At 58.2% G+C, this 21,757-nt stretch carries 19 protein-coding genes; 7 read left to right on the forward strand and 12 right to left on the reverse strand.

Annotation, left to right across the window (positions count from 1 at the left end):
* Positions 1-1,236 precede the first annotated feature (1,236 nt).
* Positions 1,237-3,351 carry a hypothetical protein gene (locus tag EOC93_RS07260; protein WP_029354840.1) on the forward strand — a complete coding sequence of 705 codons (2,115 nt, stop codon included), beginning with the start codon at positions 1,237-1,239 and terminating at the stop codon, positions 3,349-3,351.
* 542 nt (positions 3,352-3,893) lie between these two features.
* Here EOC93_RS07260 and EOC93_RS07265 read toward each other — a convergent pair.
* From EOC93_RS07265 to EOC93_RS07320, 12 genes are all read right to left on the reverse strand, one after another.
* Positions 3,894-4,697: an Effector protein NopP gene (locus EOC93_RS07265; RefSeq protein WP_127204235.1), complete on the reverse strand. Its 804-nt coding sequence runs from the start codon at positions 4,695-4,697 to the stop codon at positions 3,894-3,896.
* Positions 4,698-5,053: 356 nt separating this feature from the next.
* Complete coding sequence (locus EOC93_RS07270; RefSeq protein ID WP_029354843.1) at positions 5,054-6,091, reverse strand: EscU/YscU/HrcU family type III secretion system export apparatus switch protein; 1,038 nt, start codon at positions 6,089-6,091, stop codon at positions 5,054-5,056.
* Positions 6,088-6,906: a type III secretion system export apparatus subunit SctT gene (gene sctT, locus EOC93_RS07275; RefSeq protein ID WP_091595845.1), complete on the reverse strand. Its 819-nt coding sequence runs from the start codon at positions 6,904-6,906 to the stop codon at positions 6,088-6,090. Before sctT ends, EOC93_RS07270 begins: the two co-directional genes overlap by 4 nt.
* Positions 6,907-6,914: 8 nt before the next feature.
* On the reverse strand, positions 6,915-7,190 hold the full coding sequence (locus EOC93_RS07280) for an EscS/YscS/HrcS family type III secretion system export apparatus protein (RefSeq protein WP_024505375.1): 276 nt from the start codon (positions 7,188-7,190) through the stop codon (positions 6,915-6,917).
* 2 nt (positions 7,191-7,192) lie between these two features.
* A complete protein-coding gene (gene sctR / locus EOC93_RS07285; RefSeq protein WP_095486053.1) occupies positions 7,193-7,858 on the reverse strand; it encodes a type III secretion system export apparatus subunit SctR in 666 nt (221 codons plus the stop codon).
* Positions 7,851-8,879 carry a type III secretion system cytoplasmic ring protein SctQ gene (gene sctQ / locus EOC93_RS07290; RefSeq protein ID WP_126105039.1) on the reverse strand — a complete coding sequence of 343 codons (1,029 nt, stop codon included), beginning with the start codon at positions 8,877-8,879 and terminating at the stop codon, positions 7,851-7,853. The genes sctR and sctQ overlap by 8 nt, the downstream gene beginning before the upstream one ends.
* Before the next feature lie 89 nt (positions 8,880-8,968).
* Positions 8,969-9,481, reverse strand: coding sequence for a hypothetical protein (locus tag EOC93_RS07295; RefSeq protein WP_095486055.1), 513 nt, complete (start codon positions 9,479-9,481; stop codon positions 8,969-8,971).
* Complete coding sequence (gene sctN / locus EOC93_RS07300) at positions 9,457-10,815, reverse strand: type III secretion system ATPase SctN (protein ID WP_024505372.1); 1,359 nt, start codon at positions 10,813-10,815, stop codon at positions 9,457-9,459. The genes EOC93_RS07295 and sctN overlap by 25 nt, the downstream gene beginning before the upstream one ends.
* Positions 10,812-11,435 carry a type III secretion system stator protein SctL gene (sctL, locus tag EOC93_RS07305; protein ID WP_091595841.1) on the reverse strand — a complete coding sequence of 208 codons (624 nt, stop codon included), beginning with the start codon at positions 11,433-11,435 and terminating at the stop codon, positions 10,812-10,814. The genes sctN and sctL overlap by 4 nt, the downstream gene beginning before the upstream one ends.
* Positions 11,432-12,127 (reverse strand): nodulation protein NolU, encoded by a 696-nt coding sequence (locus EOC93_RS07310; RefSeq protein WP_268931536.1) that lies wholly within the window; start codon positions 12,125-12,127, stop codon positions 11,432-11,434. Before EOC93_RS07310 ends, sctL begins: the two co-directional genes overlap by 4 nt.
* Positions 12,072-12,935 (reverse strand): type III secretion inner membrane ring lipoprotein SctJ, encoded by an 864-nt coding sequence (sctJ, locus tag EOC93_RS07315; protein WP_029354862.1) that lies wholly within the window; start codon positions 12,933-12,935, stop codon positions 12,072-12,074. Before sctJ ends, EOC93_RS07310 begins: the two co-directional genes overlap by 56 nt.
* A 9-nt stretch (positions 12,936-12,944) precedes the next feature.
* A complete protein-coding gene (locus tag EOC93_RS07320; protein WP_029354864.1) occupies positions 12,945-13,454 on the reverse strand; it encodes a nodulation protein NolB in 510 nt (169 codons plus the stop codon).
* A 186-nt stretch (positions 13,455-13,640) separates the two neighbouring features.
* On the opposite strand from EOC93_RS07320, the gene EOC93_RS07325 reads away from it, so the two are divergent.
* The 6 genes from EOC93_RS07325 (at position 13,641) to EOC93_RS07355 (ending at position 21,703) form a co-directional block, all read left to right on the forward strand.
* The gene (locus EOC93_RS07325) at positions 13,641-14,339 is read left to right on the forward strand and encodes a secretin N-terminal domain-containing protein (RefSeq protein ID WP_127204236.1); all 699 of its coding nucleotides are present in this window, start codon (positions 13,641-13,643) and stop codon (positions 14,337-14,339) included.
* Positions 14,340-14,766: 427 nt separating this feature from the next.
* The gene (locus EOC93_RS07330; RefSeq protein ID WP_245461390.1) at positions 14,767-16,578 is read left to right on the forward strand and encodes an HrpF/NolX family T3SS translocon protein; all 1,812 of its coding nucleotides are present in this window, start codon (positions 14,767-14,769) and stop codon (positions 16,576-16,578) included.
* A 1,058-nt stretch (positions 16,579-17,636) separates the two neighbouring features.
* A complete protein-coding gene (locus EOC93_RS07340) occupies positions 17,637-17,981 on the forward strand; it encodes a helix-turn-helix domain-containing protein (RefSeq protein ID WP_084831489.1) in 345 nt (114 codons plus the stop codon).
* Positions 17,982-18,018: 37 nt separating this feature from the next.
* Positions 18,019-19,356, forward strand: coding sequence for a serine hydroxymethyltransferase (gene glyA / locus EOC93_RS07345; RefSeq protein ID WP_127204238.1), 1,338 nt, complete (start codon positions 18,019-18,021; stop codon positions 19,354-19,356).
* 57 nt (positions 19,357-19,413) lie between these two features.
* Positions 19,414-20,589, forward strand: coding sequence for a methionine adenosyltransferase (gene metK / locus EOC93_RS07350; protein WP_127204239.1), 1,176 nt, complete (start codon positions 19,414-19,416; stop codon positions 20,587-20,589).
* A gap of 100 nt (positions 20,590-20,689) precedes the next feature.
* On the forward strand, positions 20,690-21,703 hold the full coding sequence (locus tag EOC93_RS07355) for an adenosine kinase (protein WP_127204240.1): 1,014 nt from the start codon (positions 20,690-20,692) through the stop codon (positions 21,701-21,703).
* Positions 21,704-21,757: the final 54 nt, after the last annotated feature.

Genomic DNA, 21,757 nt, shown 5'->3' on the forward strand with positions numbered 1-21,757 from the left:
AAACGTATGCTCTGCAGGATGTTGCTCTCGCATCGAACAGTCGACCACGATCTCGGCTGTTCGGCCAATCCCGCCGTCCACGCATGCCGCGACCGAATGGCAGCCGCAGCAGCTCGTTTGCATCCTCGATGCTGTGGTGTCGAACAGGAGACACGGTCCACGTGCTGCATGACCGCAATGACCGTATTCTTGCTGGCTCCACGGGCGCACGCAACGAGCAGGAACTCGGTCTTTGCATCACCATTCTCTCGCCTGCACATCACGGCCCGGCGCGGTGAGCTCATGGCTTCGAGAAGGTCGGCGACCGTACGAACATGGGATGGTCTGCCGGCTTTGGGAGGCCGGTGCGGATCCTCTTCTCACCATATCGAAAGCTTGAAGCGGTCGGATTTTCTTGCCCTGTTCGTGAGAACTCCCATCGTCAGCTAATCGTCAGCCAAGCGGTCTATCTAGGCCGGCCGTGCCTGACCTTCGGATCCAAAGGTCCCGTCTCGACACTTTTTGTAACTATAGATCGAAATGGTTTCCCGCGCGATACGCAACGCACACGCTTCTCTGAAGCAAATGTGTGACTTTGTCGGTGGCGAACGAGAGGAGTGACGCCTCAATAAAATCGTCAGGCACGTGTCTAGGAAGGGGAGCTAGCCGAGTTGGTCTGATTTCATTCGCTGTTCCTGGAAATCGGCGGACTGAAGCGCTGATAATCTCAGGACATCGATGGCAACGTTGCGAAAGTCCTGTGAGCTCGGGCCAATCTTGGCCTGCTACTGAGAAGCACTTTGGCGGGAACATTACGCCGTCGCGGGTCTGGCTGACCGTGACGTTAACCGAAAGATGCCGCTGGTCTCGTCAGCCGCCAGCACAATAGCAGCACATTCTCGCCTACTACGGAGACGCAATATGAAGGGCATTGGCCGACCACGGAAATCGCAGGCTGAAACTGGAGCCAGCCGCGCGGGGCGGGCGAGCAGTTCCCTTTCGCAATCAAGTCTTGCTGCGGGAGAAGGTGGACAGTCATTCGATTCCGTTGTGGAGCAGATGCGCTCTGGGGACGCCGATAGGAGGCCCTCCTCCCTTCCAGTTGCGCGCGGTCCAGGCGATGCCCGCGAAAGTCTGCCAGGCGCCTCGATTGGCGAAGATCAAATCCTGAACGCACCGCCACGTGGAGCCGCTGCGCCACCACGCGGAACCGTAGCGCCACGTGGCGCAGCCGCAAGGCGGCGCGGTTCTCCCTCCATGTCTGAGGGCGAAGCCATGGCGCCGGTCGGTAGCCAACTATCAACCGCGCAGGTGGAAGGCACCAGCTCATCGTCAAATGAAGATATCAGTCCGACACAGCTCAGAATGAACAGTCTTGTTCAACAACTGACTGATTGCGAGGCTGCGGCCAGGAAAACCGACGTCCCCGAGGAGGCGGTGGAGCTGATCAGTCGGGTCGTCGATGCAGCCTCAGCAATTCTGGAGTACCGCGCTAGCCTGCCTGCGGCTGAGGCGCAGACAATTATGCCAGACGACAAGGTGCGTAGATGTTGCCAGATCGTGTGCGACGCCGCGAATGAAGTAGACAAACTTGGCCTGTCGACGATCACGAAATTGGACAAAAAGACCAAGAAAGCGGCAGGTATGGTCGATAAACTCTACTCCTACTCCCAGGCGGACCGGCAGGAGCTGTTGATTTTAAATGTGGAGAACCACCATACGGCGGCAATTAAGTGGTGGGAAAAAAAGGCATGGCGCTCCGAACGGCAGCGATCCGCCTGCGCTGCCACCGCTAGCCTATCCAGTGGAACGCCCGTGATGCGGGAAGCCGAGCGGTGCGCACTGCGGCTGCGTGCCGGCTCGGTACTGAGTGTCAGGATCTGGCTGGTCCGTGAGCGGATCGGTCTTGCGCGGGCCAAGATTGAACTGCGGGCGAGCAGGTTCGAGCCAGATTTGAAGGAACTCCTCGTCGGTCGAAATGGAGTGGTGCAGCTGATGGCAAGCGCCGTTCAAGAAGCTCTTCGCGCCCTCTCTTTGGCGAAGGGCATAATGGATGATGGCAAAGCACTCAACGCTCATGATTGCGCGGTTGTAGAAAAAATCATGGAGCGGCTTTCGGATTTTGGATTGGCGTTGCACGAGGTGCATACCAAGCTAAGCCATACCTACCCAGATGCCGGCCTCCCATTGAAACTGTTCGAACGGATCGTGGACGATGCATGGATCACTGCGCACGATGCCATGCACTTGTTGAACCTGCAGTCTCCGCCGTCAGCCATCATGGCGCCACAGGCCCAGGCGGGCGCTGCGATGCCGGCCAGGGCAGGCGCTGCGATACCGGCTGACACTGCTGGTACGGCTGCAGTGTCAGAAGGCACTACAGCGCGAAGGAAAGGGAAGTCAAAGCATAAGTCGGCAGCTCGCGCCGGGACTTCTGCCGCCGGGCAGCCATCAACACCAGTCGCTGCGAACGCCGGCACAGTGCCAGCAGCCAAGGTTCTCGCGCGCTCGGATCAAGTTGCGAGTACACAGGTGAGAGCGCAAGAGGTGGCTGCGAGTTCGTCGGGGGCAGGCTCGACAATCGGGGGCGCCGCGTTGTCAATGGAGGTATTGACGGAGCGGCTCAAACGATTGGACGAACTTTTGCAGTTCGATCTGGCCGGTCAGCAAAGCGTCGTCTCCCAAGTGCGCCAGATGAAGCCTGAGGAGGCCGGTAAGGTCGTGGACGATGTGGCCCAGTACCTGCGAGCCCAGGCCATTGAGATGCAAACCTGTCTCGCCGGGTTGCAGGGACGTAATGTACGCCTGCTACTCACCTCCACCCAGCTACCCAAAGTGCACGAACGCACAGACCAGCTCAAAGGGTTGCTGAACATGGTGCTGGGACAGGCCAACGCATTGAATGAAGGAAAAGCCGGCATTACGACTGATTGCATGAAGACCTACGCATTTCCGGCGCAAAAATACCTGGAACATTTGTGCAATGCCGACGAATTGATGCCGCCGGAGGCACCGGTCGCGCTGCGTGGCGAGCCAGGAAAGCTGTTTGAGATGAAGCTGCAGCCCAAGATGCTGGTCAATGGTGCGATGCCGAGCCCGATGTGGGTGCACATCCACACGAGTCGCCCGGTCATGGCCAGAAACTTGGAAGGGCTGGCTGATTCCGAATTCACCGCTTGCCACGTTAAATCCAACGAACAGCGCGGCTACAATCGAGAGCGAGAGGAAGCCGATGCTAGGTCCGGTCGCGAGAAGGTCATAATTCATCGCGGCAAACTCACCCCCGCTTTCTGTAAGTCCTTGTTGACCTCGGGGCTTGGCCGCCAACCACGCCATTCGCGTGCCGAGCTCCCGTCGGCGCAGGCTGCATGACAGGGCACGTACTTTGGGGTCTAGGGCAGAATGCGGCCGGCCACGCTGTGAGTCAGCGAGCATTTCTCCTGGCCAAACCGCGAATGCCGCTGCGCGAGTTGCGGTCCGGCGATTGGAGTCGATCGGCTACCGTCAGGGCCGATTTGCGATGTCGCGTTACCTGCTGTTGACGTGGCGGCGTATCTTGCCTCCCATCCAACTTATCGCCGAGATCGCGCCGCCAAGATCGAGGCGGAAGGTCTTCCTGCGAGCGCGGAGCAGGCATAGCTGATCCGATCGGGATCGGCGCATCGCAACGACCCAACGGTGTGGTGGAGAAAATTGGATTCGGGAGAGCTCGTATCCAAGAGGCGGAGTTCCGGCCCGAATACAATCCGCTCGCAAGCACCCACGATGCGCATCCGCAGTTTATTGTCTGGGAGATGGGCTGGATTGCTCGGCGGCGCTGGCGCTAAGGCGGGGCTGTCGCCGGACAATTAGCATTCACTGCCAACAGCCTTGCAACCGTCACCAGTTGCAAGGCTCGGCGGCGGGTCGACAAATCACATGAAATCCTCGTCGGACCCGCTATCGCTGCTGTCGCTGTCCTCGTTTTTGTGGAGATAGAGTGGAGGTTTGCCTGCACGCTGCCACTCACCGGCACTGTTCTTCGTCCATTTGTCGGGATGCTGCGTAGGGTCAAGCACCAGGTCGCCATGATCCACTTCAACAAACCCCATCGTCTGCGCGCGCGCTTGTGCTTCCGGATTAGCCGCACGCCAATTCAGCAACGGTCGGTCGCCGTCTATCCGAAGTTGATGCTCCAGCAGAATATCGCCCGCATTTTCGACGAGCGGATGGGCGACTTGAAGATCCACTATGGAAGTGACCTCAGTTCGACCAGGAAATTGTTCCCGCCAACTTTCCGATTCGAACTCGTTCATGCTGAATCCGCCTTCCATTCTCAGCAGTCCGGCACTCCGGTCTCCCAATTGGTAACTGAAATATCGCGCGTGCTCCGTATCTCGACGGATGCCATATTGCTGAGCAACGTCCGCGGTGCGCCTGGCTCGTGACGATACGAACTCCGAATACTCTTGAGGATTGTCGGCGATGTGCGTGATTTCATCACCATGAAATTGCCTCACCTGTCTCCTGAAGGAAGTCCTGTTGATCTCCACCACAGGAGGTCGGGAATTGAGGGAGTATGCTTGGGGAGCCGCCGATGATGAGGCGCCGCTACCTTCCGATCCGGATAAGTGCATTCGGGCAAATGTGTCCGCGAACCCTTCGCTTCCTGCATCCGATTGCTCGCCGGCATTATGCGCGCGGTAACTATCGGATGAGCCACCAATTCGACCATACATGACGATTCGTACTCCTATGTTTCGCAACCGAGCTCAAGTTAGCACGGCTGTTCAACATAGGGCGCTTAGTTGACGACTAGCTGACGAGGGCATTCCAACGGCTGCACCAATCAAATCCGCACTGCCGGCCTCAAAACCTCGGACTGCGCCACGCACCGGCCAGCAGAGGCTGAAAGGTCATGCCCGGAGGACTTGCCGTAGTTGCTGGGTGGCAGATCCGAGGGGAGTGATTGCCCCAGGCCCGCGGTTGCGCGGTTGGCCTGACAGAGACACTGGGGCACGGATGGCCAGCCGACATTTGCCACTAGCATGGAACCAGGTCAGTTTTGAACTGGGCAGTCGTGGACTTCCAATGACTAGGCCAAGCCTGCGGCAAAGAATGCTTTCGCGACAGGCTGGAAATATTGCATAGGAACCGCGTGGCCGAGTTTTGTAGTGCTTATCAGCTGACGCGCTAAGACATGGTCATGGACGATCGTCAGGCGTAGTGCCCGCGCCTCACTCAACACATGTGAAACGCGCTCACCTTCGGCACGGCAAACTAAGAACGGCACCCCGGTTTCACCGCGAACGTAACGCAGACCGATCAGGACCGCCCTTCCTGTTAAGACCAGCGTGGCGCGATGCACGCCAAGCGCAGGCTCGTCGGCCGCCTCCTCGCGGATGCGACGCTGTTCACCTTTCAACTCTGGCGCTCCTTGCTGATCCTTCGACTCGCGCGTCACTTCGGTATTGGTCATGCGCATTTCGCGCAGATACAACGCGCGCTGGAGCAGGAGATCGATCAGTCCGCCGACCAGCAGTGCGCCGGCGCCAATTCCCATCAGCAATTTTGTCTCCATAAAGATGAGGCCAACACAGCCCATGCCGCAGATCGGCAGAGGGACCATTGTCTTCCACATCCCGAGAAGGACAATGGAAAAGGTTGCGCTGAGAACCAATACCTTGAACATGGTCTTGCAGACTTCGACCATGGAACGAGCAGACCCCAAGCGCTTCAGCCCTTCAAAGGGGTCAATTTTCTTAAAGCTGAGCTTCATCGGCTCCAGAGAGAAGACAAATCCACCATTGGCTAGCAGGCTGGCCAAAATCACCGCGGCGACGAGGGTTCCAAGCAGCGGGCCAACAGCCGCGACGGTGAGTTGGACGAGCACAACCAATGCCTGCGGCACCGCGGTATCGAAAGGTAGGCTCTGCAACTTGGTGGCTAATAGGAGCGCTTCCCGGCATTTGTCCTCGATCACGCTGCCTCTTAGCCAAAGGTAGCCGAGCCCAGCGCAAGTCCCGACCGCGCGGACGAAATCGGAGCTACGTGGCAGCTGTCCTTTTTTGCGCGCTTCACTTAACTTCTTCGGGCTGGCGGCGTGTGTCTTCTCTTCACTTGTGTCGCTCATGGCAGCAATTTGTCGAACCACTCCAGCGCGCCGTTGGCTTGTGTGACCTCCAGTTTCATGCTCTCCACCAGATAGGCAGCGTAGGTGACCATGAGAACTGGAAAGACAATGTTCTTGATTGCCGGAGACAGTTGGCTCGCCTTAAATTGCGGGGCAAAGCGACGCAGCAGCATCATCGATATATCAATCAGTATCAGGAAGAACACGACAGGCCCCGATACCAATAATGCCGTGCGCATTATGCGGTCGAGAAGCCCCAACAACTCCATTGCTCCTGGCCCGCTCAGTGTCGGGTGAAACTGATACACCGGCCAGATCAAGTAGCTGCGGTACAGGACACTGATCAAAGTTTCCAGGCCTCCTGATCCGACGAATATGGCAATCGCAGTGATCCCCAGAAAAACGCCCATCGCGGAAGCCTGACTGTTCGTCGCGGGATCGGCCGAAGCGGTCGGGCTGCTGATGCCGCGTTGGTTGTCGATAAGCTCCCCGGCAGCCTGAAGGCCCCAAAGCGGAATGCCAAGAAAAGTGCCAAGGAGTACACCGACAAAAACTTCCTTGAATCCGAGCAGGGTTAGCTGGATCAGGCGTGTATCAGAATCCAGCGCCGGCAATCCGCCGCTGACGTGTGCCAGGCATGGTAGTGCGAAGCCAACAGCCAAACAGCCCCGGATCAGCCCACTGATCTGCGAGCGTGTGAATACGGGAAAGATCAGCATGATGCCCATCGCGCGGGCTGCCCCAAGACCTGCCGCAACGACGAGTTCGAGAGCCGTCTGGATCAGAATTTGAATATCGGCCGATGGCGCGTCCATGGGGCGGACTAGTAGCTAAGTGTCATTGCGGGAAACTCGGTGAAGATCTGATCGGCTAGCTCTATGAGCGGGGCGCTTAGCACAGGAGCAAACAGCCCAATCACCGCGACAACGACCAGAAGCTTCACGGTGAGCGGCAAGCTTTCATCCTGGATCTGCGTCGCCGCCTGGAGGATGCCGATAACGAGGCCGACAACCACTGATGCAATGAGCGGCGGTAGAATCCAGATCATGAAAACCACCAGTGATTGGCTCATAAGAGTAATGATGCTGGATTCAGTGATGATCAGCCTCCCGGTAACGTATAACTCAGCACAAGCCCATGCATCAATTTTGACCAACCATCAATGGCAACAAACAAAAAGATCTTGAACGGGACAGATATAACAGTTGGTGAGACCATCGACATACCCATTGCCATCAAGATAGTTGTCACTATCAGATCTATAACAATAAAAGGCAGATAAAGTAGAAATCCCATCTCAAATCCGCGCTTCAATTCTGATAGCAAGAAAGATGGTACAAGTATTGCAAAGTCATCAGGCGTGGCTGCAGCGTGCATTTCCTCTGGCCAGACCTTTTCTGTCGAAGATAGGAAAAATCGCCGCTGCTCTTCATTTGTGAATTTCTTGAGATGCTCGCGCAAGGGCTCACTTCCGGCTTTAGCGGCGCTTACCCAGTCGTCGAATGTCTGATAGTGGAGCTTGGGATCCGACATGCGGTCATAGGTCTGCTCAGCAACGGGCGCACTAACGAACATAGTGAGGATCATCGCCGCGGCGTACAGCACCACATTGGGTGGTATGGTCTGGGTCCCGAGCGCATTGCGGACGAGGAAAAGAACAATTGATACCTTTACAAAGGCCGTTGTCGTGGCAACTGCTAAAACCAGCAGACCGAGTCCGGCGGTAACCGCAAGAAGCGCCAGGATTGTCGGCTGAGCTTCACTCATTGCATGCAAACCCGCCACGGAGCCTGATGCCCAGCTCTTCTCCGATGCGGACAATGTCGCCACGCCCGATACGCTGACCATTGGCCACTATGTCGACCGGGCCGTCGATCGGCCATCCAAGTTCAAAAATATGCCCTTCGCCGGCACTTCTTAATTCCCCAAGAGAAATAGGCCAGCGGCCGCATTCAAAGACAAGCACGATCTCGACATCGTCGAGATCCTTAGTAAGCTCCAGTTGCGATCCGGGTTGTGTCATATGCGCACTCTCCAAAGGACACGGTCGCGGGCGGAAAGGCCCCCGCAAGATTAATTCATCGCCGTCAAGATCCGCCTCGGCGCACAACTGGCCGACAGCTAGGGTGATCTGGCCGCGGCCGAACGGCGCAATATCGGGCAACAATGCATCACCGACACATGCGCTTCGAAGAAGCGCCGCAGGAAGGCGAAGCGTGCCGACCTCTCCTGCAACAATGAGCGGGAGCTCTGGAGGCAGCCCGCCCAGCTGCCGCGGCAACTGGGCAAGCAGTTCGCCTAGCGCGCGAAACGCAGGCGGTACTAAGCCGTCAAGAGGCGTGAACAGGAATAGACGGCCCTTGCCCTTGACCGCGCCGAAAATGATGTCGAGTTCAAGATGAGGAGCCAGCATCGTGGCTTCGCATACCCGCACGAGTTGCACGTTCAGACGCGTCGTCTCCTCCAGTCGAGTGACAAGCGGCTCCAGAGCGAGTTCGAGAATTAGCGAAGCAGTTGGCTCGGAAGGGAAGGCCAAGCCGTTCTGCACTGTCGTGATGAACTCCTCTACGAGCGGGCGCGACAGTGACAAGATGACCGTTTCGGCTCCCACTCTCCAGACGCAGTCAAGCATCGGAATGGCAGCAGGTTCCTGCTGCCAGACAAGCCCTGCCGTTCGCACCGATAGCGGCACCTCGTTGATCCGGCTTTGAAACGGCGTGCGCGGCGCTCCTGTATCATTGAGCCACGAGACAACCGTGCGGGACAGTTTCAGAACTGGTTCGAACATGGCGGGTGTGACCGCAGCGCCTATCAAAGACTGCACGGTCGTGTCATTCGGACGACCTCTTGCGACCGTCGGATCCGGTTGCGCGGCATTTAGGCAAGCGACCCCCTCGCATATTTCAGCAGTATCTCATCGTCGGCCTCGATCTCGGCTGCGGCCTCCGAATGAGTCTCGACGGCGCGCCGCACGTCGTCCTCGATTTGTTGCCATTTGTCCCTTGCCGCCGAACATATGACCCATAGCTCCCTCGTCCTGGACGCCGCCATCTCAGCCTCCTCTTGAGCGATTTGGGTATCATCAAGCATCTGCCGTCTGGAATTGATCTCAGCGGCAAGCTGTTCAGTGTGAAGGCGGTGACGGTCGAGCGCTGCGCTAGACAAGTTGTCGAGTGACATCAGATGCTGATAGAGCGCTGCTTCTTTTCTTGAACAATGTTGCTGTATCATTGCAAGCTCCCTAGAGGCATTTTGTACGGCTGAGGCGGCCACATCGCGCTGGGCTTCCTTCTTGGACAGCTCGCCAAGGGCACGACGCTCTTGCATTTCCTTCAGAAGCCGTAACCTCGAAGACTGAACCCAGTTCACGCGGTCAGACGCGACATCCATGCGACCGTCTCCTCGAAATCTGACGCGTCATCTTCGCTCTGGCGCAGAAACTCCCTCAGTTCGTCGATTGACGCGACGGCCCGGTCAGTCAGGGGATCTCCACCTGGCTTGTATTCGCCAACATTGATCAAGAACTCGGTCTCGGCATAGCGCGATAGGAGCTCGCGGAAAATGGATGCTGCCTTGCGATGTGTCCCCGAAACGACTGCATCCATGACGCGGCTGCGACTCTGCAGCACATCAATAGCGGGGAAATGCGATCGCGCCGCAATAGCGCGTGAGAGGATGACATGGCCATCGAGAATACCACGCGATTCCTCGGCGATTGGATCACCCGTGCCATCACCCTCTACAAGCACCGTATAGAAGGCCGTGATTGAGCCCCGCTCACCCATGCCGGCGCGCTCGAGCAGGCCTGGCAGCATGCCAAAAACGGAAGGAGGAAAGCCCCGTCGCGTCGGCGGCTCACCCGCAGCAAGGCCTATTTCGCGCATAGCGCGGCAGAAGCGCGTCAGCGAATCCAGCATGAGAGCAACGCGTAGGCCCTGATCGCGAAAATATTCCGCGAGCGCAGTCGCCATTGGAGCGCATTGCGCACGCTCTACCGCCGAGCGGTCGGATGTTTCAACCACGACGACCGTACGGAGAAGGCCCTCTTCACCAAGATTCCTTTCGATGAATTCACGAACTTCCCGTCCACGTTCGCCTATGAGCGCCACTATGACGACGTCAGCGGCGGCACCCTTTACGATCTGTGACAACAGCGTCGACTTGCCACCACCTGGCTCGCCATAAATCCCGATCCGCTGGCCCTCGCCGCACGTCAGCAGACCATCGAGGACACGGACCCCAAGCGGGAATGGCCGCTCAATCATGCGCCTCGTCATCGGATTGGGGGCTCTGCCATGCAGGGGCCGAGTTTCGACGGTCTTGATTTCGCCTTTGCCGTCCAATGGGCGGCAACGACTGTCGATCACGCGACCGAGCAAATCGCCGCCGACGGGCACCTCACGCATTCGGCCAGTGGCCACGACCTCTGCGCGGCTGGATAGGCCCACCAAGTCCCCGATCGGTGTCAGCAATACACCATCACCCGACAGGCCGATCACCTCGGCCTCGAGCGACAGCCCGGTTCGCGGGTCCTCTAGGAGGCAAAGTTCCCCAATACGAGTGTCTGGCAAGACGGCATGAACCAGTGTGCCGATAGCCCGCGTGATCCGACCGCGCACCGCACGCGTGTCAATTCGCTTGGCCGCAGCCCTCAAAGACGAGATTGCTGGAACGAGAGCTCGAGTGTCGGCGTCAGCGTTATGTTCTGGGACGGGCTTTCTCATAGCTCGCCTTTTTCACATAGCGTCCCGAAACCAAGGCGCAGCGCGCGCATCTGGGCGTCAAGTCCCAGGTCGACATTGCCGTACTCGCTCCACAGCACGCACCGTTGCGGCGACAACGTCGGGTCGGGCTCGATCCGCACCCTTGGTCGACCATCCTGGCCGTCGCATCGAGCAAACTCTCGTGCAAGCATGTCGACTTGCATGGGAGAAACATGAAGGCAAACTTCGGCGCCGCTGTATTGACACTCTATGGCGTGACGAACAGCCCTCACCAGTAGCTCGCCCGGATCGAAAGCGCCGATAAGATCGCTCAATATTTCCATCACGAGCTGCGGCAATTCCTGCTCCAGAGCCGCCTTTCGTCGCGCGATTTCGGAGATTGTCTCCGCAATCAGCCCTGCCATCTCCTCGGTGCCTGCATTCGAGCCCTCCATGTGGCCGCGCACCCACGCCCGCTGGTAAACGGCGCGTGCCCAGTTTCGAACGCGCTGCCGATGCCGTTCTGCCGCGGCAAGCGCTTGCGCGGCGCTGTGCCAGGTTTCGAGCTCGCTCGCGGGTATCAGTGGTCCGATTGGACGCATCTGCGGCGCTATTGGCCCCTCGGAAAGTTCGGCTGTCATTTCACCGGGGTCTCTGTCTCAAAATGAGCTAGTACAAGTGAAAGCAATTGGCCGGCGGCGGTCCAATGCTCAGGTGCTGGAGTCTCCGCGGCAGTCCCCTCGGGCAACCGAAGAAGCACGCGGTTACGCTCGGTCGCTGAACTGTCCTGGAGCCAAGCCCCAAGACATGCATGTCCATCGTATTCGATTTGCTGAGCGAGTTTTTCTGGGTCCGCGATCAGTCTGTTCTCAACGGCATGCAGCAGGTGTCGGATTCCGAATGCGTGTGCATCCACGCCGATGCGTTTAACAAGGATGGCAAGCTCAGGCTGAGAGACAAACGCGACCAGCGAACGGGCATGCCAGATACTACCAGCAAGAAGGGCAGCTCGATATGGATCGTGCCCGCGTAGAAGGTCCGGCCTGCAGCCGATGTGGTTCAGATCCACGTCATAGTTGCCCAGCAATTCTGCCAGCCTTGGATGCAGTCTGGAACACTTCTGCAACTTCACTAACGTTTCTGCCGATAACGCTGGATCAAGACGCGCCGCTAGACGGGTCGGATGGGCCGAAGCCGCAAGCTCGCTCGCGCCCGGAAAACGCAATTGGTGCGGACCATCAGGTCGGGCGGTCTGTATAGGCATTGGCAATGAGATGTCACCCACGTCCAATTGCAGGCATTCTTTTGCGAATGGCCTCGACAGCAGAAGCATCCCGGCGCCCCTCGACCTTGGAAACGCCGGTTGATTGCTTGCGCCGACGCGTAGCAACGCTGACCAAGAGATAACAGGCCACTGCGAATACGGCTGCGGCAAAACCTGTCACGGTCGCCAGAATTGGCGCAGGAAGAGGTGTTGATGCTTGTGGCAAAACAGCAGTCGGATCGGGCCGTTGCTCGTGTGCGGACCGTTCTACCGGCACCAAAACCACTTCCACCTTATCGTAGGACAAGCCTTCGATGCTGTCGGCTACCAGCATCTTTATCTTTGGCAGCAGAGCCGCGACATTTGTTTTGGCGTCGTGCCTGATAAACACCGCGGCCGAGGATGGCGTGGCGCCGGCTCGCACAAGGTCGTTATGCGGCAGCACGACGTGAACACGTACAGAAAAAACGCCATCGATATCGCTGATCGTCCGCGACAACTCTTCGCTCAGGGCATACACGTAACGGGCACGCTCCTCGGTCGGCGAGGCAATCAGGCCTGATCCTTGGAATATCTCACCGAGGTTCTTGAAGGATTGGCGCGGCAACCCCTTGGCGTTCAGAAGGTTGATTGAGAAGGCGAGCAGCTTTTCGTCAACCTGGATCGTGCTGGTCCCATCCTTGGCGACCACCCGGATCGCGGCGACCCCGTTGTCTTCAAGAAGTGCGAGCATTTCATTTGCCTCACGCTCTTGCAATTGCGTGTAGAGGTCGGTTTTGCAAGCACTGAGGGCGACGAGAACTGGCAGCATGACAAGTCTAACCGACCGCCACCCTGACAGGCCACGCATGATTTCGCCCTCGGCCAAGCCAATCATGCGCGCGGTTCAGCCTTCCTTCAAAAGTTTATTCACGGATGATGTGACGCCGCTGACGCCTTTGGAGATAAGCGCCACCTGGGTGACGCCGTTGTAAACATCCCGAAGACCAGCCATCATCGTTTCGAAGTCTTGCCCTTGTTGAGGAATGCCCGAGATTCCGGTTCCCGCCTCACCTGCGACGGGAAGCTTCTGCGCCGGTCCCGGTAGAGCGCCCTTCGAAAGGGCTATGTCATGGTCGAGCGCGGGGAAGGAAACAGTGTTGTGTGGATATAGGGAGGAAATCGTCTGCAACACGCGATCGCCCATGCCGCTCGTCGGCGCAGCCGCGCGCTGAACATCCATCGCCGCAGCAACTGGCGCCGCACTCGCTGGCTCCGCGGCGGCATTGTTTTTCAGCGAGTCGGCTGCATGCCCTAAGGCGCGCTCAAACTGGGCCTGCTCGACAATCGACGGTGATCCGACCCTGGGGAGGCCAGCCGTTAGAGTGGCAGAGATCGACGTGACAGGCATCATCATGTAAGGACTCGGTTGCTCTCTCTGACCGGGCGGGCCCCGCCCATTCATCACCCGGTGTCGGCGCAACACTCCTAGGGGGGCAAGCTGACAACAAGCTGACTAACGGCGGCGTCATTTCGACATCTAAAATCTCTTCGGCAATTTAGTCACTTGTGATGATTTCAGCGTTTGGTTTATCAGTGCGACATGCCGAGAACGCTTATCCAACCCGTCACCCTGCATGTTTTGAGACTTCTCTGTGCCGGGTTTTTTCTGTCCACCGGGATTCAACCGGCGCACGCAGTCCCGCTGTCCCTTCCGGCGACACCCTATAGATACACGGTTCTGGATCAGGAACTCGCTGCAGCGTTGCAGGAATTCGGCAACAACCTGAATATCAGGGTCAACATCAGTCCTGCGGTGAAGGGGCGAATTCGCGGACGTATGCCTGATTTGCCACCGCGCGCGTTCCTCGACCGCTTGACGAACCTTTACGGTCTCCAATGGTACTATGACGGCCTTGTGCTCTATGTGTCTGCTGCACAAGAATCGCAAACTCGAATGCTTTTGATGACGTCGATTCGCTTCGATGCGTTCAAGGGGGCTCTCGACAAGCTTGATATCTCCGACGAGCGCTATGTGGTCAAACCCGTGCCAGGCAATGGCCTCGTCTTCGTTTCCGGTCCACCGCGCTTCGTCGCACTCGTGGAGCAGACCTTTAACGGCTTGGTGGCGCAGGCGCAGGCGCAGACTCACATAGCGGCCACGCCAAAGGAATCAGTGCTGATCTTGTTTCGTGGCTCCTCCACTACGGTCGTTCGCGACGGACGACCGGATGCTTCTTATTCTTCTGACATCCCACAACAGGATAGCGTTGGCGGGAAGCCTGAGCTGGGCAAGAAATGAACATTGAGGATTTCCCGCAGCTCTGAAGAACATGACTGCGGCTACCCCTTTGTGAACTCTTCGCAAACTCGTCAGTTTCTCGAAAGCTAATCCGCTCATGATGAGTCCCGGCAGCTCTCGCGGTGACTCCGGCCATTGTGTTGGACCGAACCTTGGAGCCGGCCCGGAACACAGCAATTGAAGGCAGGGCAGGCGCATTCGTGACCTGCCGACGCTTGGAATTGTCGAATTTTGTGAAACGCAAGGGATCTTCTGTCGGGGTCTCTTGTGGGGATTTCAACGTCACGTCTGAGGATGCATAATGTCGGCCAGCAATCTTTCAACTTTCTACCGCTCAAATTCGCTACAGTCCGCAAGGGGTTGGCCGGGCCTGAAAGTTTCCCATTTTGCGACCCAGCATCAGCAAAGTGCATCGTGCTTCGAAGCGATGCTGTCCACTTGTGTGCTGGCAGACAAGCCCGGCTCTTTCGCGGAAGGGGATCTGCCAGCGTCGAATCTTGATTCGACAATGGATAACTTGCGGCAGGACCCTTTGGGCCATCTGGCACCGGATGTCGAATTGACATTGAAGGGCTTGGAGCAACACCCACTGGATCTGCTGCCGCCAAATATGAGGGCGGCTCTCAAGGAGGACCAATCGCAACGCTCCAAGGCGACTGAAGCCCAACATCTGCTCCGCGTCACCCCGAAGATCGAGCCGGCTCCCAGGCCGAGCCCCGGAATCACGTGGAACGGTGGGTCGCTGACCACGGCTGAGTTGCAGATTGTTGCGGTACTCAACCGTCACAAGGACCAATGCCCGCTTACTTGGAAGTCGTTGACCGACAAAGCCAATGATCCCTCTACGCCACCGGATCTGAAAGCGGCGATCCAGGGACTGCAGCAGGATTCGGGACTTTTTTATGCGATTGGCTCGCAGGGCGACGGCCGCTGTGGAGGCAAGATCAACGCCAAGGACTTGGCCGGATTTTCAAACCACCACCCACAAGTTGCTGCATTTCAGGAAGCCCAAGCGCAAAGCTACGAGCAGAACTACATACCATCCGACGGCAGCGGAGGTTTGCAGCCTTCGGTCATGACTTTGAGCGATGCCTTGCGGGAGTTTTACCGGTACTCCGAAAATCTGTCCAAGGACCTGAGTCTGGATGAGTTCAAGAAAATGGTCGGCGGCGAATCGAAAAACGGCAAATTTCCGCCCCAGGTCATTGCGGCGGCGCAATATTTCCTCGATCACCCCGATGCTTGGAACCAGTTGTGCGGTGGCTCGAAAGGGAAGATGCACAAAGAGGATTTCCTGCAAGTCGCCTCATCGTCGATGAGCCTCACGCAAACTGAGCTGAATACGGTCGAGATGATCAAGGACCATCAGGACACGTTCTTTGGAAGCGGTGTTCTGACTCGCGACAAACTGGCGAAAATGAAAGACGACAAGAGCCTTGATCCGAAAGTGCGGGAAGCAGCCTCTCAGCTCCTTTCAGATCCTCTTTTGTTTGGCCTCCTGAACAATTCGATCACGGGCTATAAGACCCATCATAAATTCTTCGACTTTGGCGGCGGGCATACGGTTGATTCCGGCAATATCAGCAAAAAAGACTTTGCCCATTTTTGCACAAACATGTCGTCTGCGAACCGCAACGTTCAGCAGCCAATCACCCACGGCGCCCAAACCGCAGAAGAGCAGAATGCCGTCGCGGACATGAAGATGGGCCTGATGGACCAGCCTGACATTAAGTCAGCCAAAAAGAACGGCGGGGCCGTCATGCACGTCGTCGACTCCGTGCTCAAAATCGAGACGAAAGTGCTCGACTTGGCGGCAACGGCGGTGGGACTGCTCAGCTTCATTCCGGGCCTCGGACAAGTAGCCGATCTTGCCTCGATGGTTCTCGAGGCTGAGTCGCAAGCAGCCAATCTCCTGCGTACGGCCATTAACGGAGGCGATATGAAGCGAGCGCTGGAGGAAGCTGGCCTCAATATGGCCGCGCAGGCGATCGGCCTTATCGCAGGCCCCGAGGTCAAGCTGGCCATTCGAAATGGGCTCGTAAAGCACCTGATGGAAGAGGCCTTGGCGGCAGGCATTGATCTTTCGGTCTCGACGGCGCAGGACTACGCAGAAGGCTATGTGAATAACCTCAAAGCGCGCCTTGCAGGCGGCCCTGAGCAAAACCTAGGCCTTCCGAGCATGCCATCATTCCAGAGTGTGGCAAGCAATGTGCCCTTCGTCGGCATTGCCTTATCCTAGCCGTCGCCTTGCGCGGAAGCTTTGGCTCGCGCGCTGACATAAGGGTCATTGTGGCACAAGCAGGGGTTCATCCGCATCAACGCAAGCGGTGTTCCTGACGCCATCTGGATCGGACTGTGAGGGGGATGTCCGAAGTCTGTGAAGGCTTCGGTATATGACGACTTCAGAGTTACGCTGAGCCCAGCCATCTCGAGCCGGTGCGCCGGGTCGAGGTTTTCACGGGCGCCGGCCGGCAGCGGGAATGGTCTCCGGAAGGCACGGCGCGGATGGTGGCGGAGCGGCGCAGCCGAAGGAACGGCTGTCGCGCGCCCAGGGCGGCCTCCCGAACAGCCAGACGATGATCTCCTGCCTTGGGCCTATATCCTTGTGCCCACGCTCAAGGCAGTCGGCTGAAAACAGCGCTGATTTAAAACAGCATTATCCTGCACTGCACCCTCGATCCTTGCGCTCACCGATCGCTCGTCGACACGCACGCGGTCAAGTCGTTATCGGCGCTATGCCGATGGGCTTCGAGAGCAAGGTGGACGCTGAGCGGTGCGTCAGCCTCAGGGCGCGGCTGGCCAGCTTTGCGTCTCACGCTCTATGACGGCAACACCCGGCTGATCCACTTGGCCTGTTCGCGGGCTCCCGGCAGCGGCGCGGAAGCCACGGTCCGCCTTCCTCGGCTTCAGGCCAAAGACACCGCAGCATGCTCCAGAGCTATGTCTGCCGCCTTCGCCCCATCGTCGCTGGTCATGTGGAAAGGACAAGTAGGCTACGCACCCCATAATCCCGTCGGGCAGGATTCGGCAGTCGACGGCGAGACATTCGCCAAACCTCATTCTTGATTCTCAGCAACGTTAAAAAAAATTCACATAATGTTCGTGAGCGTAGTCTCCTGTCAGGTGGTACATTCGCCACAATATCTGGCGTCTTAGTCGTAGAAAGGACTGTGATCCATCTTCCATTAGCATCCATACCAGCGGATTTACAGCAAATGACGAGAGAGGTCTCATGCGGATTGATGGGGATAGAAGGGCTAGCGGCTTGCTGCATCCCGTCCGGGTTGATGCCAACCAATGTTGACACTGGTAAATCGCCTAAGGACGGCAGCGCATCTTGATCGTCTTCGAATCCTGGGCCTTTGCGCGCATGCGGATCTAACCGTCGGCGAGCTGGCCGATATTACCAGTCTGCCTCGCGAGCAGGTTCGACGCCACGTCCGGCGGCTGGTCAGAGCCAACTTTCTTTGCTGCAACGAACAACGTCCGCAGTCTTCGTACCATATGCAAGCAGGAGGCAAGGATGGCGGGCTGGCTCAATTGGTGGTCGATCTCCTGCCCCACGATGATGGCCACCATAAAAGAGACCTACAACGCCTGGAAGCAATACAAGACGCGCGGTTGAAGGGACCGCCTGCTTGATCGTGAAATAGATCAGTCCAAATGGAGCGCGACTACCATGGATAACTCCGCCGGCGGCGCCATCGCGCAGCCCGACACTTACGGGCGGCCTCACTTAGCCGCCGTCGACTCCCGCGTTCACGAACTGCTTCTAAGACAGGAGCGCCAGGAGCGGACAACTCTCAAACTGATCGCCTCTGAGAACTTTGCCTCCTCGGCGGTGTTGGAAGCCACCGGGTCGATTTTCACCAACAAGTATGCCGAGGGATACCCCGGTGCGCGCTACTACGCCGGAAACGAGATCGTCGATGAGCTTGAGACCCTCGCGATCGAGCGCCTGAAAGCGCTATTTGGCAGTGAACACGCCAACGTCCAGCCTTATTCAGGCTCGCCAGCCAACCAGGCTGTCTATCGCGCGCTTTTGAGCCCCCGTGACAAAGTCATGGGCTTGCCTTTACCCGAAGGCGGCCATCTGACTCACGGTTGGTCCGTCAATTTTTCCGGCAGCGATTATCAGCGCGTCCCGTACAGGCTGCACGAAAAGACACAGCAAATTGACTATGACCACTTGCGCGAGACCGCCAAGGGGGAACGCCCGAAGCTAATTTGGGTCGGCGGAACTGCTTATCCGCGTATTTTTGACTACGCGGCAATGGCCGAAATTGCTTCGGAGGTGAACTCGTATCTGGTGGCTGACATCGCCCACATCTGCGGCCTGGTTGTCGCAGGAGTGCATCCGAACCCCGTGTCCCATTGCGATGTGGTCACCAGCACCTCTCACAAGTCGATCCGCGGTCCCCGGGGTGGCTTCATTTTATCAAGGAATGAAGACCGTTATCAGCCCCTCCATCATCCGAAGAGCAAACACAATCTGGCCAAACGTATAGACCGCGCCGTGTTCCCTCTTCTGCAAGGCGGACCGCATATGAATACTATCGCCGCGCTTGCCGTCGCTTTGCAGGAAGCAGCGAACTCGTCCTTTCGTGTCTACGGTCAGCAGATCGTCCACAACGCCAAGGCTCTGGCCCAGGCGCTTCTGGAGCGAGGTTATGAACTCGTCACCGGGGGCACTGACAATCACATGCTGATCCTTGATCTTCGGGACCGGCCGCTGTCAGGCAAAGCCTATGCAGAGCGCTTATCGCGTGCAGGCATCATTGCGAATTTCAATATGGTCCCGGGCGACCGACGGCATCCGGCGCTGACAAGCGGCATCCGCTTAGGGACACCAGCGGTGACGTCCATGGGCATGCGCGAAACGGAGATGGTGCAGATCGCCGCTTTCATCGACTCGGTCTGCCGCCAGCCCGATGACCAGGAAGTTCATGCGAGCGTACGAAGAGACGTTGTCGACTTCTGCACTGCGTTCGATGTTCCCGGCATCACCGACCGATAAGCCACCCCAATCCAGAAACTCCTCACTAACTCCAGCACTTGAAGCGAGGGCATTTTTATGACCAGGCAGTTCGTGTTCTCTTCCGAATCCGTCGGCGCGGGACACCCCGATAAGATGGCAGACAACATCTCCGATGCCATTCTCGATGCGGTCCTGCGCACCGATCCGAAGGCGCGCGTCGCCTGTGAAGTGTTGGTGAAGACGGGGATGGTCGTTGTGGCTGGCGAGATCACCAGCCATGCACACATCGATTACAGCCAAGTCGCCCGCGATACGATACTCGATATTGGCTACGACGATGATGCGATTGGCTTTGATGGTCAACGTTGCGCCGTCGTTCTGGCCCTCACCGAGCAGTCGCCCGACATAAGCCAGGGCGTTGATGAAGGACGAGGGCAGGATCTCGGGCAAGGGGCAGGGGATCAGGGCATCATGTTTGGATTCGCATGCAACGAGACGGATACATTGATGCCCCTGCCGATCCAACTCGCTCACCATTTGACGAAAAGACAGGCCGAGGTCCGGAAAGCGGGACAGCTTGGCTGGCTGCGTCCGGACGTGAAATCTCAAGTGTCCGTACGCTACGAAGGGCTCCGCCCGGTGGCGCTGGATACCATAGTCCTGTCAACGCAGCATGACGAAGCGGTCTCACAAGCCACGGTCCGCGAAGGCGTCATTGAGGAGATCATAAAACCGGTCCTGCCGGCCCACCTGGATACTTCGGGGATCAGATTTCTGGTCAACCCAACAGGGCGGTTCGTGGTCGGTGGGCCTGCCGGCGACTGCGGCCTCACAGGACGGAAGATCATCGTCGATTCCTACGGTGGGACCGGGCGTCACGGCGGCGGTGCCTTTTCGGGCAAGGACCCATCCAAGGTTGACCGCTCGGCGGCCTATGCCGCCCGGTATGTCGCGAAGAACATCGTTGCCAGCGGCCTTGCGGAGGTCTGCGAGGTTCAGCTTGCCTACGCGATCGGCGTGGCCAGTCCGGTTTCTGTCATGGTCAATACCTTCGGAACCGCAAGGATCGAGGAAAAAAGGATCGAGCGCCTTGTTCTCGAGGTTTTCAATCTCCGACCGAAAGGCATCATCAAGATGCTTGATCTCTTACGGCCGATATACCGCAAGACGGCGACATACGGACACTTCGGGCGTGAAGAGCCTGAGTTCACTTGGGAGAAGACGGACAAAGCTGACGATTTGCTGCGTGAAGCCGGACCGGCAGCTGCGTGAGGGCGGCTGGATCAAGCGCATGCGGCAACCCATTTCAACTCGCGAGACCACGCCCGGCCGGCGTGGCAAGAAGCCGGCTCGGGTTTTGGCGGAGATTTTGATGCCGGATTATGACGTGCTTTGCATCGGCAATGCCATTGTCGACATCATCGCCCAGTGCGACGAGGAATTCCTCGAGACGAACGGCATCATCAAGGGCGCGATGAACCTCATCGACACACAACGCGCCGAACTGCTCTACAGCCGCATGGGCCCGGCGATCGAGGCCTCCGGCGGCAGCGCCGGCAACACGGCGGCCGGCGTCGCCAGCTTTGGGGGCCGCGCCGCCTTCTTCGGCAAGGTCTCCAACGATGCGCTGGGCGAAATCTACGCCCACGACATCCATGCACAGGGTGTCGCCTTCGACACCAGGCCGCTCAAGGGCGAGCCGCCGACGGCGCGCTCGATGATCTTCGTCACCCCCGACGGCGAGCGCTCGATGAACACCTATCTCGGCGCCTGCGTCGAGCTCGGACCGGAGGATGTCGAGGCCGACAAGGCGTCCGGCGCCAAGGTCACCTATTTCGAAGGCTATCTGTGGGACCCGCCGCGCGCCACGGAGGCAATCCGCCAGACGGCGAAGCTGGCGCACGCGGCAGGCCGCGAAGTGTCGATGACGCTATCGGATTCGTTCTGCGTCGACCGCTACCGCGACGAATTCCTCGACCTGATGCGCTCGGGCACGGTCGACATCGTCTTTGCCAACAGCCACGAGATCAAGTCGCTCTACCAGACATCGTCGTTCGACGAGGCGCTGGCCCAGATCCGCAAGGATTGCCGGATCGCCGCCGTCACACGCTCTGAAAAGGGCTCCGTCATCGTGCGCGGCGACGAGACCGTGGTGATCAAGGCGACCGCCATCAAGGAACTGGTCGACACGACGGGCGCCGGCGATCTCTATGCCGCCGGCTTCCTGCATGGCTACACGCAAGGCCGCGACCTGCAGACTTGCGGCGACCTTGGCTCACTGGCAGCCGGATTGGTGATCCAGCAGATCGGCCCCAGGCCCCGTCAGAATTTGCGCCGCGAGGCCGAGCAGGCGGGGCTGACCATTCCGGACGTTCAAACGAGTTAGTGGCCTACCTTCCCGTTGTGCAGGCTATCTCGCCAGAAGCGCAATCACGGAATA

The organism is Mesorhizobium sp. M6A.T.Ce.TU.002.03.1.1, assembly GCF_003997275.1.
GTDB classification, from domain to species: Bacteria; Pseudomonadota; Alphaproteobacteria; order Rhizobiales; family Rhizobiaceae; genus Mesorhizobium; species Mesorhizobium mediterraneum.

Excerpts from the sequence above, each read along its gene's own strand:
- metK (WP_127204239.1), top strand. The coding sequence starts at position 19,414 with ATGACCAGGCAGTTCGTGTTCTCTTCCGAATCCGTCGGCGCGGGACAC.
- glyA (WP_127204238.1), top strand. The coding sequence starts at position 18,019 with ATGGATAACTCCGCCGGCGGCGCCATCGCGCAGCCCGACACTTACGGG.
- EOC93_RS07330 (WP_245461390.1), top strand. The coding sequence starts at position 14,767 with ATGCTGTCCACTTGTGTGCTGGCAGACAAGCCCGGCTCTTTCGCGGAA.
- sctJ (WP_029354862.1), bottom strand. The coding sequence starts at position 12,935 with ATGATTGGCTTGGCCGAGGGCGAAATCATGCGTGGCCTGTCAGGGTGG.
- sctT (WP_091595845.1), bottom strand. The coding sequence starts at position 6,906 with ATGGACGCGCCATCGGCCGATATTCAAATTCTGATCCAGACGGCTCTC.
- EOC93_RS07270 (WP_029354843.1), bottom strand. The coding sequence starts at position 6,091 with ATGAGCGACACAAGTGAAGAGAAGACACACGCCGCCAGCCCGAAGAAG.
- EOC93_RS07295 (WP_095486055.1), bottom strand. The coding sequence starts at position 9,481 with ATGGATGTCGCGTCTGACCGCGTGAACTGGGTTCAGTCTTCGAGGTTA.
- EOC93_RS07340 (WP_084831489.1), top strand. The coding sequence starts at position 17,637 with ATGTTGACACTGGTAAATCGCCTAAGGACGGCAGCGCATCTTGATCGT.
- EOC93_RS07310 (WP_268931536.1), bottom strand. The coding sequence starts at position 12,127 with ATGCTTCTGCTGTCGAGGCCATTCGCAAAAGAATGCCTGCAATTGGAC.
- EOC93_RS07320 (WP_029354864.1), bottom strand. The coding sequence starts at position 13,454 with ATGATGATGCCTGTCACGTCGATCTCTGCCACTCTAACGGCTGGCCTC.
- EOC93_RS07260 (WP_029354840.1), top strand. The coding sequence starts at position 1,237 with ATGTCTGAGGGCGAAGCCATGGCGCCGGTCGGTAGCCAACTATCAACC.
- EOC93_RS07325 (WP_127204236.1), top strand. The coding sequence starts at position 13,641 with ATGCCGAGAACGCTTATCCAACCCGTCACCCTGCATGTTTTGAGACTT.
- sctQ (WP_126105039.1), bottom strand. The coding sequence starts at position 8,879 with ATGTTCGAACCAGTTCTGAAACTGTCCCGCACGGTTGTCTCGTGGCTC.
- EOC93_RS07355 (WP_127204240.1), top strand. The coding sequence starts at position 20,690 with ATGCCGGATTATGACGTGCTTTGCATCGGCAATGCCATTGTCGACATC.
- sctL (WP_091595841.1), bottom strand. The coding sequence starts at position 11,435 with ATGACAGCCGAACTTTCCGAGGGGCCAATAGCGCCGCAGATGCGTCCA.
- sctN (WP_024505372.1), bottom strand. The coding sequence starts at position 10,815 with ATGAGAAAGCCCGTCCCAGAACATAACGCTGACGCCGACACTCGAGCT.
- EOC93_RS07265 (WP_127204235.1), bottom strand. The coding sequence starts at position 4,697 with ATGTATGGTCGAATTGGTGGCTCATCCGATAGTTACCGCGCGCATAAT.
- sctR (WP_095486053.1), bottom strand. The coding sequence starts at position 7,858 with ATGAGTGAAGCTCAGCCGACAATCCTGGCGCTTCTTGCGGTTACCGCC.